Below are 14,156 nucleotides of genomic sequence, written 5' to 3'. Positions count from 1 at the left end.
TGTAAACGCCGCGGCACCGGATTGGCTAAGATTATTATTCTTGCCAGCAATTGTCCCGCTTTGCAACGCGAACGCAACTTCTCGTTCACGCTATATTTTTCACAAGTATGAACCATCGCGTGCGATGGTAATATCGGCCCAAACTGACGCCGCTGGAGAACACATGCATTTCGACGACCGCCTTGCCACTGTGCTGCGCCACCGCGCTGCGGGCGAGCGTGCGGCGCGGACGCAGTTCCGGCAGTTGATCGACCTGTTGGGCGAACGTCCGCAGGCCGGTGACCGGTCTCTGAAGGCGGCGGCCTATCTGCGCCTGATTGCATTGGGCGAGATGATTCCTGTGGAATCGCGTGCCGCATTGGTGGCGGAAAGCGGCTGGCGGTTCCGCAACCCTGATCTGGTGAAGTGGTTTGGCAGCGCGGCCCCTGCGGTCGCTGCAGGCGCGCTGTACCGTGCGCATTTGACCGGAACGGAATGGCAGGATCTGATCCCCAAGCTGCCTATCCGGGCGCGGGGGTTCCTTCGTCATCGCCGCGATTTGCCGGACGAGGCTGTGCAGATGCTCGACCGGCTGGGCGTGCAGGACCGCGCCTTGCCAATGCCCGATATCCTCGAACTTGGCGAAGACGCCGTGCTCGATTCTCCCGAAGCAGAGAAACCGGCACCCCTTGCTGAGGCGACCGAGCCTGAACCCTTTGCTCTGTCACCTGCAAATGATGCGGACGAACCTTTAGCCGAGCCAGCCTCCGAAAACCCCAGCGGCATTCGCGCACTGGTTGAGCGGATCGATGCGTTCCAACGTCATCGCGGCGAGCGCACTCCGGCAGGCGATGCCCCGTCACTGCCGCTTGCGGAATTGCACCAGCCTGCCGAGCGCAAAGAGCTGGCCAGCTTCGCCTTTGGCACCGATTCGCAGGGCAAAATCGATTGGGCAGAGCCTGAGATCGCGCCGATGGTAACCGGCCTGGATTTGGCCGCCGTCCACACTGCCCCTGACACCGCGGAAGATGTTGCAGCCGCCTTCCTCAATCGCCAGCCACTGCGCGATTTGCCGATACAGCTGCGCGGTGCCGCGCGCATAACCGGCGATTGGGTGGTCGACGCGGCCCCGCGCTTTACCCGCATAGAGGGACGTTTCCAGGGCTATGTCGGCCGCTTCCGCCGCGCGGTATCAGGCAGTGAGGATACCGTGCAAGCGGCGGCGGACCGACTGCGCCAGCTGCTCCACGAATTGCGAACGCCAGTTAATGCGATGCAAGGCTACGCCGAGGTCATCCAGCAGCAGCTGTTCGGTCCGACTCCGCACGAATACCGCGCGCTCGCGGCAGCAATTGCCGGTGACAGCGCACGCATTCTGGCGGGTTTTGACGAGCTGGACCGGCTTGCACGGCTCGAAAGCGGCGATCTCGATCTCGATCCGGGTGAGGCGGATTTCGCCGCGATTGCCCGTACACAGGTTGAGCAGCTGCAAAGCGTGCTCAGCCCGCGTGTGGCACGCTTCGATGCCAGCTTTGGCGAAGACCGCGCGCCGCTGGCGCTTGCGCAGGCAGAGGCCGAAGTGCTGGCCTGGCGCTTGCTGGCAACTCTTGCCGGAGCCATCGGCGCCGGCGAGGCGGTGAAACTGGCCTTCGAAGTCGAGAACGGCCAGCTCGCCTTGCGCGCGCAACTGCCCGCATCGCTTAAGGCGGCAGCTGACATTTTCTCCACCGAAACCCGCGTCGGCGGCGGGACCTTGAGCGCCGGGATTTTCGGTGCCGGATTCTCGTTGCGGCTGGCGCGGGCAGAAACCCGGGCGGCGGGGGGCGATCTGGCGCGGGTGGACGATTGGCTGGTGCTCAGTCTGCCGCTATTGACCCCCGCCGACAGCCTGCCTAGCCCCATGGGCCAGCCCGACCGCGCGGCGGGCTAGCCGGCTCTGCTGGCATCGCCGGGCACCGCATCAGGAGCACCGCACCATCGCCAACCGCAGCTTGCTTAATCCGCCGACCTCAGATCAGCGTGCGCGCTTCGCCCACGGGTTCGGGCAACGCGTATTGCTGACCATTGATACCGAAGAGGAATTCGACTGGAATGCGCCCTTCCAGCGCGAAGGCTTCGGGCTGGAACATCTGTCCGCGCTGCCGCGCTTCCAAAGCTTTTGCGAAGAGCGCGGCGTGGTCCCGGTTTATCTGATCGACTGGCCCATCGCGACATCCACTGAAGCACAGGACATTCTGGGCGATGCCGTTCGCGCAGGCCGCGCAGAGGTTGGCATCCAGCTGCATCCCTGGGTCAATCCGCCGCATGACGAGGAAGTATCGACTGCCAACAGCTTTGCCGGGAGCCTGCCTGAGCCGCTGGAGCGGGAGAAACTGACCCGGTTGCGCGATGCGATTGCCGAGAATTTTGGCGTGACGCCGCAAATCTACCGCGCGGGCCGCTATGGCCTTGGCCCCAACACCGCGGGTCTGCTGAAAGAGCTGGGCGTGGCGATCGACAGCTCGGTTCGGGCGAATTACGATTACAGCGCGGGTCACGGGCCGGACTACAGCCGCCACCCGCTAAACCCCTACTGGACCGATGCGGATCAGACGCTGCTCGAACTGCCGCTGACCACAGTGTATTGGGGAATGCTGCGGCAATTGGGCAAGACGCTGTTCCCGCTGTCGGCGAAAGTGCCCAAGGTCGGCGGCGTCCTATCGCGTGCCGGGTTGCTCGAGCGGATTTCCCTCACCCCCGAAGGCGTGACCAAGGCGGAGGCATTACGCGGTATCGACATTGCCATCGATGATGAATTGCCCGTGTTGATCCTGAGTTTCCACAGCCCTTCGCTGGCGCCCGGATACACGCCCTATGTCAGCGATGCCGCTGATGTAGAGGCGCTGTATGACTGGCTGGGATCGGTGCTGGCCTATCTGGGGAAGCGCGGTGTGCGCCCCACAAGTGTGCGCGAAATCACGCAATCGGTCATAGTCTGACAAATCGGTGGTTTCGCCGCTTGCCCTTCGGACAACTGCCCGCTAGGCGCGGCGCTTCGCTTTCGGTGTTTCCGACGGGCCTGTAGCTCAGCGGTTAGAGCTGGCCGCTCATAACGGCTAGGTCGCGGGTTCGAATCCTGCCGGGCCCACCGGACGCCGCCGATGAGTGAACGATGATGAGTGTCGGGGAGTAGCGCAGCCCGGTAGCGCGCCTGCTTTGGGAGCAGGATGTCGCAGGTTCGAATCCTGTCTCCCCGACCATCATCACCACCAAGGACCGGCCGCCGCAGCGATCGCCCGGCTGGCCCAGCGGAAGGCACGCCAATTGCCAGCTGAGACGCAGCCCCCCGCTCCTCCCAAACCGCAAACTCCCCGCGTCAACGCCGCGATCTGGGCGATTGCCCTGCCCGCAATGGTCACCAATGTCGCCACCGCGCTGATCGGTATTGGCGATATGTGGATCGTCGGGCAGTTGGGCGACGCCCCGACCCAGGGCGCGGTCGATGTCGGTGCGCGGCTGTTCGCTGTGCTGTTCACGGTGATGAACTTTCTCAAGACCGGCACCACCGGACTGGTGGCACAGGCCGGTACGCGTTCCGGCGTACAGGAACAGGCGGCAGTATTACTGCGCGGACTGGTGGTGGGATGTGCCATCGCGGCAGTCCTGCTGCTCGCCCGCCCATTGCTGCTACCGCTGATGCTGGAGGCGCTGGGGGCCAGCGGCGCAGTCTATGACGCGGCTTATAGCTATGCAGGAATCCGTTACTGGAGCGCGCCTGCGGTTATGGCGAATTTCGCCTGTATCGGTTTTCTCGTGGGCCAGCGCCGGATGCGTGCGGTGTTGATTATCGAGGTCGCATACAATCTGCTCAATGTCGCTCTGGGTCTGTTCCTCGTATTGGTGCTCGATCAGGGTATCGCGGGGATCGGCTGGTCCAGCGTGGTGGCCGAATATGCCAAATTGCTGGTGGTGGCTGGCCTGTTGCTGGGCGGTCCGGCCCGCGCCGCACTGGCCGCACGCTGGCGGCAGGGCGGCGTGATACGGCTGGCGCAGCTGCGCCCCTTTCTGTCGGTTAATCGCGACCTGTTCCTGCGCACGGTGGTGCTGATGCTGGCGCTGGCCGCGCTGACCCGGCTGAGTGCCGAACGCGGCCCGGTGGTGCTTGCTGCCAATGGCATCTTGTACCAGCTGTTCGTGTTTACCGCGCTGCTGCTAGACGGGTTCGAGAATGCGGCGCAAGTGCTGCATGGCGAACGCACCGGCGCGCGGGATCGGACAGGGTTTCGCCAGATGACAGGTGCCATCCTGATACGCGGGCTCGCAGCTGCTACCGTATTGGCAGCAATATTTTCGCTTGCCGCTTGGCCAATCATCGCCAGCTTCGCGGCCACGCCGGAGGTTGCGCAAACTGCCTATGGAATGCACTGGTGGCTGGTCGCCATCCCCTTTGCCGGAGTGGCCAGCTTTGTCTTTGACGGGATCTATGTGGGTGCCAGCTGGACCCGCGCATTGCTGGCCACGATGGCAGGGGCGGCGCTGGGCTATGCCGTGCTGCTGTGGGTCAGTTGGCCGCTTGGCAACCACGGACTGTGGCTTTCCTTCACCGCATTCCTGGCACTGCGTGCCTTGTTACAGGCAGCATTCATGCCCCGCCTCGTAGTCAGAAGCTTCACGCCGTAGAACCAATCTGCGGCACCCGCGTTAAACAGGGGCACAGCAGACGAGACATGGCATCATGACCCCCACATCCATCGCGCTAAACCGGTTTGGCCTCGGCTACCGCCAGGGCGACGAATTGCCGCGCGATCCCAAGGCATGGCTGCGCGGCCAGATCGCTGCCTATAATCCTTGGTCAGGAGAGCTGGCGCAAGAGGATTACGCTGCTGAACAATTGACTTCGCTGGTCAGCAACGTCGACGAGTTTCGCTCTCGGCGCCGCAACATCGGCAAGACCGGCGCGGCCGATGCCGGCAAGCAGCAAGTAGAGATGTCGCGCGAAGGTCGTCGCGAAGTGAAGACAATTTACACCGCCGACGTGGCAGTTCGCACCCGCGTTGCGGTCGAATCCGATACTCCATTTATGGAACGCCTTGTCCACTTCTGGTCGAACCATTTTGCCGTTTCGACGGGCAAGAAGCGGATCACCAATCTGGTGGGAATTTACGAATTCGGGGCAATACGCCCTAACATAACAGGAAATTTCCGCGATTTGCTGCGCGCTGCCAGCCTGCATCCCGCCATGCTGTTTTACCTCGACCAATTCAGCTCAACCGGGCCGGCCAGCGCGGCAATGACCCGGAGCGGTGCACAGCAGGGTGGGCGTGGCCTTAATGAAAATCTTGGCCGCGAAATACTCGAATTGCACACATTGGGCGTAAATGGCGGCTATTCGCAGGCCGACGTGCTGGAGCTTGCCAAGGCACTGACCGGCTGGACCGTGCAGGGGATTCAGCAAGCTGCCAGGGCTGCTCCGCAGCACAATGGTAGCGCCTTTTTCTCCGCGATTCATGAACCCGGTACTCGGACCATTGCCGGCCGTTCGTATCGTGAGGACGGTGCCGGACAAGCACTTGCGATCCTTGATGATCTGGCGCTGCACCCCTCCACTGCGCGTCATCTTGCCACCAAGCTGGCACGGCATTTCGCAGGCGATGTCCCGCCGCCCGCAATGGTTGCCCGGCTTGAACAAGCTTACAACGATAGCGGCGGAGACCTGCCGACTGTTTACCGCGCGATCATCGATTCGCCAGAGGCCTGGGCGCCAGAGCCGGTCAAGGTTCGGCAACCTTTTGAATGGGTCGTTGGTATGCTGCGTGCAGCGGGCGACCAAGTGGTGAAAGACTGGTGGCTGGCGAGAATTCTTTCTGAATTGGGACAGGAAACCTGGGCGCCAACATCACCTGCCGGTTGGGACGACCGGGCGGACAGCTGGATGGGGCCGGATGCCCTGTTCCGCCGAGTTGAAGCGGCTGAAGCCATTGCCGAAAAGACACGCCTGTCAGATGTTCGCGAGCTGGCCGATGCCATGTTCCCCGGCGCACTATCTTCCACCACGCAGGCATCCATCGATGCCGCTGAAAGCAATCAGATGGCGTTGGCCCTGTTGATGGTGTCACCCGAAATGTTGCGGAGATGATCATGATGTCAAGACGCACGATTTTGGGTGCCGGCGCCGGGCTTGCCGCATTGTCCATGTCCGGCGCGCGGATCACGGCTGCCACGGCAGCGACTGATAAACGCCTTATGGTGATCATCCTGCGCGGTGCCGCCGATGGCCTGTCTATTGCCGCGCCGACTGGCGATCCCGGCTTTGCCCGTGCGCGGGCGGCGTGGTCAGACAGTTATGCCTCCGCACCCTCGCTTGGCGGCATGTTCAGCCTGCACCCCGCGCTCAAACGCGTGGGAGAATTCTACGCACAAGGTGATGCGCTGGTCGCGCACGCGATTGCGACAAATTACCGCGAGCGTTCACACTTTGATGCGCAGAACCTGCTCGAATCGGGTGGTCTGAAAGCTTACGAGCGCCGCGACGGTTTCCTCAACCGCGCGCTTGGGCTGATGCCGGCGCAGGACTTCCCGGCGCTGGCTATCGCCCCCACACTGCCGCTGGCGATGCGCGGCGATAATCCGGTGACCAGCTATGCCCCGACCAAGCTGCCCGATGCGAGTGGTGAACTGGTCGACCGGGTACGCGGCCTGTATTCGCACGATCCCCAGTTGGAGCAGATGTGGGATTCCGCAATCAAAACCCGTGGTTTGGCAGGCGACAGTGCGGGTGAAAATCTGCGCGGTGCCGTGGAGTTGGGCAATTTGGCCGCCAGGCTGATGGACAATTCCGAGGGCGCGCGGCTGGTAATGGTCGACCTGCCCGGCTGGGACAGCCATGCGGGTCAGGAACTGCAACTGAAGAAAACGCTGGCCAATCTGGATGCGACCTTGGGCGCATTCCATGATGCGATAGGGCCGATGTGGGCCAACACAGTGGTCGCCGTAGTTACCGAATTCGGCCGGACTGTCGCGATCAACGGGACCAAGGGGACCGATCACGGAACCGCCAGCGCTGGCTTGCTGCTGGGCGGCGCAGTCAATGGTGGCCGCGTGGTCAGTGACTGGCCGGGCCTCGCCCCGTCGCAGCTTTACGAAGGCCGCGATTTGATGCCCACAGGCTCGGTCGAAGCATTCCTGACCGGCGCGCTCAGCGGCCATTTCGGGCTAGATCCAGTGCGAACTTTTGACACGATGTTCCCGGGCCGCAATCAGCGGGCGATGGAAGGGCTGATAGCCTAAGCGTTGGCCCTACGGTCAGCGCCGCCGAGAACGACAGCAATTGCGCTCTTGTCGGCCTCGACGCTTTCGACCCGATTTCGCCCGGCATTCTTGGCGCGGTACAGCGCCGCGTCGCAGCGTGCAAACAGCTTGCCATAGCCCTCGCCCTCGCGACGGGCGGAGGTGCCGAAGCTGGCGGTCAGGCGTTGTTCGGAAGGCATCCCATCGACAGCGGTGCTGGCGAATTTTGCGCGTATACGTTCCGCCATCGCGCTCAGGCTGTCGCCGTCGCAATTCCACGCCAGAATGCAGAATTCTTCGCCGCCAACACGGCCGGCAATATCGGTTTCGCGAATCATGTCGGCGATCACCGTGCCAAATCCGGCAATCGCCCGGTCACCGCGCTGGTGGCCGTAAACGTCGTTCACGCTCTTAAAATTGTCGATGTCGGCAATGATCAGCCCGACCGGCACGTCCTCGCGGCTAGCCTTGTCGAGCGCGGCAATAACTTCCTGCTCGAATGCGCGGCGCATTCGCAGTCCGGTCAGATGATCCAGTTCGGACGCATCGCGCATGGTCCGCATCTGGTCCCATGCGCAGGCCCCGATCAGTGTCACAGCGGTCATCAAAGATTGGATCGTCACTGCGACATTAAGCACCGAATAGTAGATCGATTCGCGGTATTCCCCGGCATTCACCAGCCCTTCGGACAGCATCGTCAGTGGCGGACGCACAAAGAATTGCACTGCCGACAGGACGAACAGGGCGATCACAAGCTTGTCGATAGCCTCGCGGCGCGGGCTGGTGATCAGGGCCAGCGTGCCGATCAGGAACATCACCCCATAGCCGCTGTTGACGATAAACAACCGCGGATCAGTGTCTTGCGAACTGAGAACTGCCGCGCCCAGTGTTACCGCAGAAATTGCGTAAACGCCCAATAGCCAAGGGATTGGCACAGTGTGGCCAACGCGCCTCGTGGCACCCCACACCACTGCCATTACGCCGATGGAATAGAAGAACTGTGTAAGGTGGAAAACATAGGGCGCGGAGGTGTCAGGGACGATATGCGTCGCGATAAACCCGGTTCCAAGCGAGAAATAGGCGAGCGCAAACGCCAAGACATAAGTGTCCATTCGCCCGCGGCGCCACATCACGACGAAGACAACGACAAACACTGCCGCCATCAATGGCGTGATCATTCCAAGGATTAATTCTCGCATTAACTCCGACCCAACCCCTGTGCCGGACCTACCAGAACTAGATTGACGGCAAGTAAACAACAGGCATTGAAAGAAACAGTTCAGTCAACGACAATCGCGTCCGGGTGATTTGCCAGAACCGCCACAGTCGCTGCCCAAACCGCTACATTCTGGCGCAACTGTACGGGATCGACCTTGTCTAGAGTGTCGTCGGGTGTGTGGTGCAGATCGAAATAGCGGGTGCCGTCCTGCTGCAGATCGACCAGCGCCCCCTGCTGTTCGCGCATGACATTCAAATCGGCACCGCCACTGGCCGGGGTTGTCGAAGGAGCAACGCCAAACCGCGCGACTGCGGCAGCAAGCTGGCCATAAAGATCAGGCGTGGTCTTGGTGAAATTGCTGTCAATGCGCCAGATGCGGTCGGCCCCGAAATCGCTTTCCAGACCAACCATAAACGGTTCGTCCTGATGCGCGGCGGCATAGGCTTTGCTGCCCCACAGCCCGGTTTCTTCGGCTCCGGCGAACAGCAGGCGAATGGTGCGCAGCGGCTGGCCATTCTTGGTCGCCCACTTGGCCGCTGCGGCGATGATCGCGCAGCCTGCGGCATCGTCAAACGCGCCGGTGCCCAGATCCCAGCTGTCGAGATGGCAGGCCAGCAACAGTGGTGGCAAGGAAGGATTGCGACCGACTATCTCTCCGACGACATTGCCGCTTTGCGTTTCGCCCAGCCAGCGCGGCGTCAGCGTCAGATGCATGGTGATCGGCTTGCCCCCGGCACGCGCGAACATCCGTTCCAGATTGTCGGCATCTGGATTGGACAGCGCGCCAGCGGGCGTTGCCGCCACACCGTCAGGAAAGGCTGTGCCCCCCGTGTGCGGCGTGCGGTGGTCTTCGGTACCGATCGAGCGGATGACTGTGGCGAGTGCTCCCTTGCTCGCGGCAAGCCCCGGGCCCGTCCAGCGCGCCGGCCCGGCGAAACCATAACCCGAGCCATCCTGAGTGCGGCGCATATAGTGGCTGATAAAGGCAATCTTGCCTTGCAAGCTGCCCGCCGGGGCGGCCTGGAGATCGGCATAGCTGGGGAAATAGACAACTTCTGCTGTCACACCGTCGGCACCTGTCGAGGCCGTGTTGCCCAGCGCGGTAATGATCATTGGCTGGGCGAAGGGGGCCACAATCGCCGCCTCTTCTTCGCCGCGCACCCAGGTCTGCATCATGAATGCTTCATCCGCGACATTGGCAAAGCCATTGGCGCGCAGCCACTTCATCGCCCAGACGCGCCCGCGCGTTTCCGCCTCTGTCCCGGCCTGACGGTGACCGACTTCTGTCGTAATCCCTTCCAGAAAATCCCATGCAATGGTGTCACCCGACAGCGCCTGATCCGCGGATTGTTCCGCTGGCGTGGCTGACAGAGCAGGGGTGGAGGCAAGGAGGCTGAGGGCGGCAAGAGCGACTGGAGTTTTGATCATGCGGGGGGTGCTAGATGCAGCGTTCGGCGCTGTCCAGTGTGCAGCCGTCAGCCCGCCTCGCAGGCATCCCAAAACCGCTGGATATCACGCGCCGCATCCGGGTTTTCCGGATCGAACAGCAGCTCCGTTGCATCAGCAAACCGTTCGGCATCAGCCAGCCATGCGCGCTGGGTGACGCCCTGCGACATAGCCTGCCATTGACCCTCATCCGCAGCCATCACGGTCATAGCGCGGGCGATGCTTTCGGGCGATTGCGGTTCGACAACATGGCCAGTTACCCCGCCGCGCACCAGCGCATCGCGCGCGCCGACTGCGGGCGAAACGATGGCGGGGATGCCCAATGCGACCGCCTCATTCACCACCAGCCCCCACTGCTCCTCGGTACTGACCAGACACAGCGCCAGTGCCTGCACCAGATGCTGCGCCACGATGCGCGATACCTGAAGCCCGGCAAAATCGACAGTCCCGGCGATGCCAAGCTGTCCGGCAAGCGCCTCCAGCTCTGCGCGCTGCTCGCCATCGCCGACTAGCACCAGCCGCCGCGCCTTGCCGCCCGCCTGCTCTGCATAGCGCGCATAACCCGCCAGCAATGTCGGCAGGTTTTTTTTGCCCACCAGCCGCCCGACAAAGACGAACGGCCGCTCAGCCCACGCAATCTTGATATCGCCTGCCAGCGCGCGCACCCGTTCGACGCTCAGAGTGTCATAACCGGGCACCAGCGGCTTGTCCGCAAAGCCCAGAAACTCCAGATAGGCCCGCTGGCGCAGTCCGGCCACCATCGCTCCAGAGAACCCCGCCAGCAGCCGCGCCTTGACCTGCTCGCGCAGCAGATTGCGCGGTTTGTCGTCAAACTTGCTGTCGGTCATCGCCACGATCCGCCGCCCGCGCGCACGCCTGCGCCACGCCAGTGCGACGATGTCCGGTTCGGAATAGGGTATTCCGGTCAGCACCAGTTCCGCCCCGCGCAGCGTTTCGGCATAGGCCTGCAACCGCTCGAAACGCCCGACCTGTTCATAAACGCGACCCGGAAACAGCACGAGGTGTTTGGCGTGTATGAAGGCGCGCGCCGGTTCCCATGCATATTCGTCGCTGGCATCCGCCGCCTCCACCGCCAGCACCCGCGCCCGGCCCGCCAATCGCCGCGCCGCCGCTTCGATGCGGTCAATGTGATAGGGGGCGAAGTGCGTGAACAGGATGGCGACCTGCGGCAGGTCGGTGTTCTGGCTGGCAGGCGGTGCAGACATCCTCCCCGCGCTAGGGCAAAGCCTGCATCAAGCCAATCCCGCGCTTGCCCCAAGACGCTGCGGGCACTATCTGGCGCGCATATATCGCGGGGGCGCCCCTCGCCTCCCCTCCAGCGTTTCGAAGGACAAGCCCGATGGCCGCGCAATATGCCTATGTCATGAAGAACATGACCAAGACTTTCCCCGGTGCCCCCAAGCCGGTGCTCAAGGATATCAGCCTGCAATTTTATCAGGGTGCCAAGATCGGGATCGTTGGCCCAAATGGCGCAGGCAAATCCACGCTGATGAAGATTATGGCGGGGATCGACAGCGATTTCACCGGCGAGGCATGGCCGGGCGAGAACATCACGGTCGGCTATCTGCCGCAGGAGCCAGAGTTGGACGCCACCAAGACCGTGCTGGAAAACGTCAAGGATGGCGCGCGCGAAGTGGCTGACATGGTTGACCGCTTCAATGCGATCAGCGCCGAAATGGGCGACCCGCAGGATGGCACCGATTTCGACGCGCTGATGGAAGAAATGGGGACGCTGCAGGAAAAGATCGACGCGGTTGATGGCTGGACGCTCGACAACCAGCTTGAAATCGCGATGGAAGCTTTGCGGTGCCCGCCGGGTGACTGGACCGTGGAGAGCCTGTCCGGCGGCGAGAAACGCCGCGTCGCGCTGACCCGTCTGCTGATCCAGAAACCGTCAATCCTGTTGCTCGACGAACCGACCAACCACCTCGACGCCGAATCGGTCGAATGGCTGGAAAACCATCTCAAGGAATATGCCGGCGCGGTGCTGATGATCACCCATGACCGCTATTTCCTTGATCATGTGGTCGGCTGGATCCTCGAACTCGATCGCGGGACCTATTACCCGTATGAAGGCAATTATTCGACCTATCTGGAGAAGAAAGCCAAGCGCCTCGAACAGGAATCGCGTGAAGAAAGCGGTCGCTCAAAGGCTCTGAAAGAAGAGCTGGAGTGGATTCGCCAGACCCCCGCCGCGCGCCAGACCAAGTCCAAGGCGCGTATCCGCAAGTTTGAGCAGTTGCAGGACGCGCAGGGCGACCGCAAGCCAGGCAAAGCGCAGATCGTTATTCAGGTGCCCGAACGGCTGGGCGGCAAGGTCATCGAGATCAAGAACGTCTCCAAGGCCTATGGCGACAAACTGCTGTTTGAAGACCTGTCCTTCATCCTCCCGCCCGGCGGCATCGTCGGTGTGATCGGCCCCAACGGCGCGGGCAAATCCACGCTGTTCCGCATCCTGACGGGCAAGGAAACACCCGACAGCGGTGATGTCGATATCGGCCAGACAGTTCACTTGGGCTTCGTCGACCAGAGCCGCGACCACCTCGACCCCAAGAAAAACGTGTGGGAGGAAATCTCCGAAGGGCACGATTACATGAAGGTCAACGGTCACGATATGTCGACCCGCGCCTATGTCGGGGCGTTCAATTTCAAGGGCAGCGACCAGCAGAAGAACGTCGGCAAGCTGTCCGGCGGTGAACGCAACCGCGTCCACATGGCCAAGATGCTCAAAGCAGGCGGCAACGTGCTGCTGCTTGATGAACCGACCAACGATCTTGACGTGGAAACACTGGGCGCTCTGGAAGAAGCCATTGAAAACTTCGCCGGTTGCGCCGTCGTCATCAGCCATGACCGTTTCTTCCTTGACCGTCTGGCCACGCATATCCTGGCGTTTGAAGGCGACAGCCATGTCGAATGGTTTGAAGGCAATTTCGAATCATACGAAGAAGACAAACGCCGCCGCCTTGGCGATGCGGCGGATCGCCCGACCCGGCTGGCGTATAAGAAGCTCACGCGCTAGACCGGCTCACAAGATGACAGCCAAGAGCCCGGCCGGTCCTCCGTGCCGGGCTCGTTGTTTATCTAAAGCCTTTGAAACATGAACGGGACCCTGACGGACCGGTTCAGTTTCGGGACAGGGCGATAGTGTAGAACGGTGACATCGACATAGAGCCGCGGGTGGTGGAGCGGCGACACGAAGGAAGGACTCGCTCCATGTCTATTACCAAATTCTTGAAGGGCAGCGCGCTGGGGGCCTTGGCCGCCGCGATGGCGCTGACCGCACTTCCTGCTTCTGCCGAAGCCAAGCCGCGTGATCGTGATGATCGCCAGCAGGCTCGTGAGGAGAAACGCGACAATCGCGCCGCTAGCCAACAGGCCCGTCAGCAGGCTCCGGCCCCTACGCAGCAGCCTCAGGCCACGCGCCAGCAGCAACGCCAGACCGCAACGCGTGCTCAGCAGCAGCAGGCAGCAAATCAGGCCCGTCAGGGTGTTCGTGAAGACTACGCGCAGCGCCGCGGAGCCAGCACCAATGCCTCGGAAAGAGGGCAAGAACGCAGCGGGCGCGAATGGAACCGCAGCGACCGCCGTGCCGAGGCACCGCGCCAGCAGGATACCGAGCGCAACCGGACTTATACTGCTGAACGCAACACCACCTATCGTGACCAGCGCCGCGACCGCAGCAACACTTCGGAACGCCGCGACCAGACGACCACCAGTCACCGCGATGCACGCCATGACCGTGATCGTTCGACCAGTCACCGCACGGAAAGCCGCGATGGCCACAATTACAATCACCGCGAAATCCGCCGTGACGCTTATCGCGATGGCCGCCGAGACGCCAACCGCCAGGCCCGGTATTACGATGGCAAGCGCTGGCGAGAATACAGCCGCTGGAACAACAATTACTGGCGCACGAACAACCGTTATAACTGGTATAATTATCGCCAGTCGAATCGCAACATTTTCCACCTTGGCAGCTATTACTCGCCCTATAGGAATTATCGCTACAGCCGGATCAACATCGGCTTCCGCCTAGGCAGCGTGTTCTTCGGCAGTCGTTACCAGATCAACGATCCGTGGCGCTATCGCCTGCCAGAAGCTTACGGCCCCTATCGCTGGGTCCGGTATTACGACGACGTAATGCTGGTCGATATCTACAGCGGCGAAGTGGTCGATGTGATCTACGACTTCTTCTGGTAATATCCGGAATTGGATTTGCGACCCG

General features: G+C 62.0%; 10 protein-coding genes and 2 tRNA genes. 9 read left to right on the top strand and 3 right to left on the bottom strand.

What is annotated here, in order from left to right:
* The first annotated feature begins 163 nt into the window (after positions 1 to 163).
* The 7 genes from FEV51_RS06440 (at position 164) to FEV51_RS06410 (ending at position 7,245) form a co-directional block, all read left to right on the top strand.
* Entirely contained in the window at positions 164 to 1,909 is a 1,746-nt protein-coding gene (locus tag FEV51_RS06440; protein ID WP_138617087.1) for a sensor histidine kinase, read from the top strand.
* Between the two features lie 46 nt (positions 1,910 to 1,955).
* Complete coding sequence (locus tag FEV51_RS06435) at positions 1,956 to 2,957, top strand: polysaccharide deacetylase family protein (RefSeq protein ID WP_138617085.1); 1,002 nt, start codon at positions 1,956 to 1,958, stop codon at positions 2,955 to 2,957.
* Between the two features lie 76 nt (positions 2,958 to 3,033).
* A tRNA-Ile gene (locus tag FEV51_RS06430) sits at positions 3,034 to 3,106 on the top strand.
* Between the two features lie 35 nt (positions 3,107 to 3,141).
* Positions 3,142 to 3,218, top strand: a tRNA-Pro gene (locus FEV51_RS06425).
* A gap of 64 nt (positions 3,219 to 3,282) precedes the next feature.
* The gene (locus FEV51_RS06420) at positions 3,283 to 4,638 is read left to right on the top strand and encodes an MATE family efflux transporter (protein WP_138617083.1); all 1,356 of its coding nucleotides are present in this window, start codon (positions 3,283 to 3,285) and stop codon (positions 4,636 to 4,638) included.
* A gap of 55 nt (positions 4,639 to 4,693) precedes the next feature.
* Positions 4,694 to 6,094 (top strand): DUF1800 domain-containing protein, encoded by a 1,401-nt coding sequence (locus FEV51_RS06415; RefSeq protein WP_138617081.1) that lies wholly within the window; start codon positions 4,694 to 4,696, stop codon positions 6,092 to 6,094.
* A gap of 2 nt (positions 6,095 to 6,096) precedes the next feature.
* The gene (locus FEV51_RS06410; protein WP_138617079.1) at positions 6,097 to 7,245 is read left to right on the top strand and encodes a DUF1501 domain-containing protein; all 1,149 of its coding nucleotides are present in this window, start codon (positions 6,097 to 6,099) and stop codon (positions 7,243 to 7,245) included.
* Here FEV51_RS06410 and FEV51_RS06405 read toward each other — a convergent pair.
* The 3 genes from FEV51_RS06405 to FEV51_RS06395 form a co-directional block, all read right to left on the bottom strand.
* Positions 7,242 to 8,423, bottom strand: a complete 1,182-nt coding sequence (locus FEV51_RS06405; protein ID WP_171033056.1) for a GGDEF domain-containing protein — start codon at positions 8,421 to 8,423, stop codon at positions 7,242 to 7,244. The two genes, FEV51_RS06410 and FEV51_RS06405, sit on opposite strands and share 4 nt — an antisense overlap.
* A 101-nt stretch (positions 8,424 to 8,524) precedes the next feature.
* Positions 8,525 to 9,892 carry a M20/M25/M40 family metallo-hydrolase gene (locus tag FEV51_RS06400; RefSeq protein ID WP_138617075.1) on the bottom strand — a complete coding sequence of 456 codons (1,368 nt, stop codon included), beginning with the start codon at positions 9,890 to 9,892 and terminating at the stop codon, positions 8,525 to 8,527.
* 47 nt (positions 9,893 to 9,939) lie between these two features.
* Positions 9,940 to 11,136: a glycosyltransferase gene (locus FEV51_RS06395; protein WP_138617073.1), complete on the bottom strand. Its 1,197-nt coding sequence runs from the start codon at positions 11,134 to 11,136 to the stop codon at positions 9,940 to 9,942.
* A 134-nt stretch (positions 11,137 to 11,270) separates the two neighbouring features.
* On the opposite strand from FEV51_RS06395, the gene ettA reads away from it, so the two are divergent.
* Positions 11,271 to 12,950, top strand: coding sequence for an energy-dependent translational throttle protein EttA (gene ettA, locus FEV51_RS06390; RefSeq protein WP_138617071.1), 1,680 nt, complete (start codon positions 11,271 to 11,273; stop codon positions 12,948 to 12,950).
* 194 nt (positions 12,951 to 13,144) lie between these two features.
* Positions 13,145 to 14,131 (top strand): RcnB family protein, encoded by a 987-nt coding sequence (locus tag FEV51_RS06385; protein WP_246034464.1) that lies wholly within the window; start codon positions 13,145 to 13,147, stop codon positions 14,129 to 14,131.
* Positions 14,132 to 14,156: the final 25 nt, after the last annotated feature.

The organism is Qipengyuania marisflavi (assembly GCF_005884405.1).
Lineage (GTDB): Bacteria > Pseudomonadota > Alphaproteobacteria > Sphingomonadales > Sphingomonadaceae > Qipengyuania > Qipengyuania marisflavi.
This window is presented reverse-complemented; position numbering and strand designations above follow the sequence as displayed.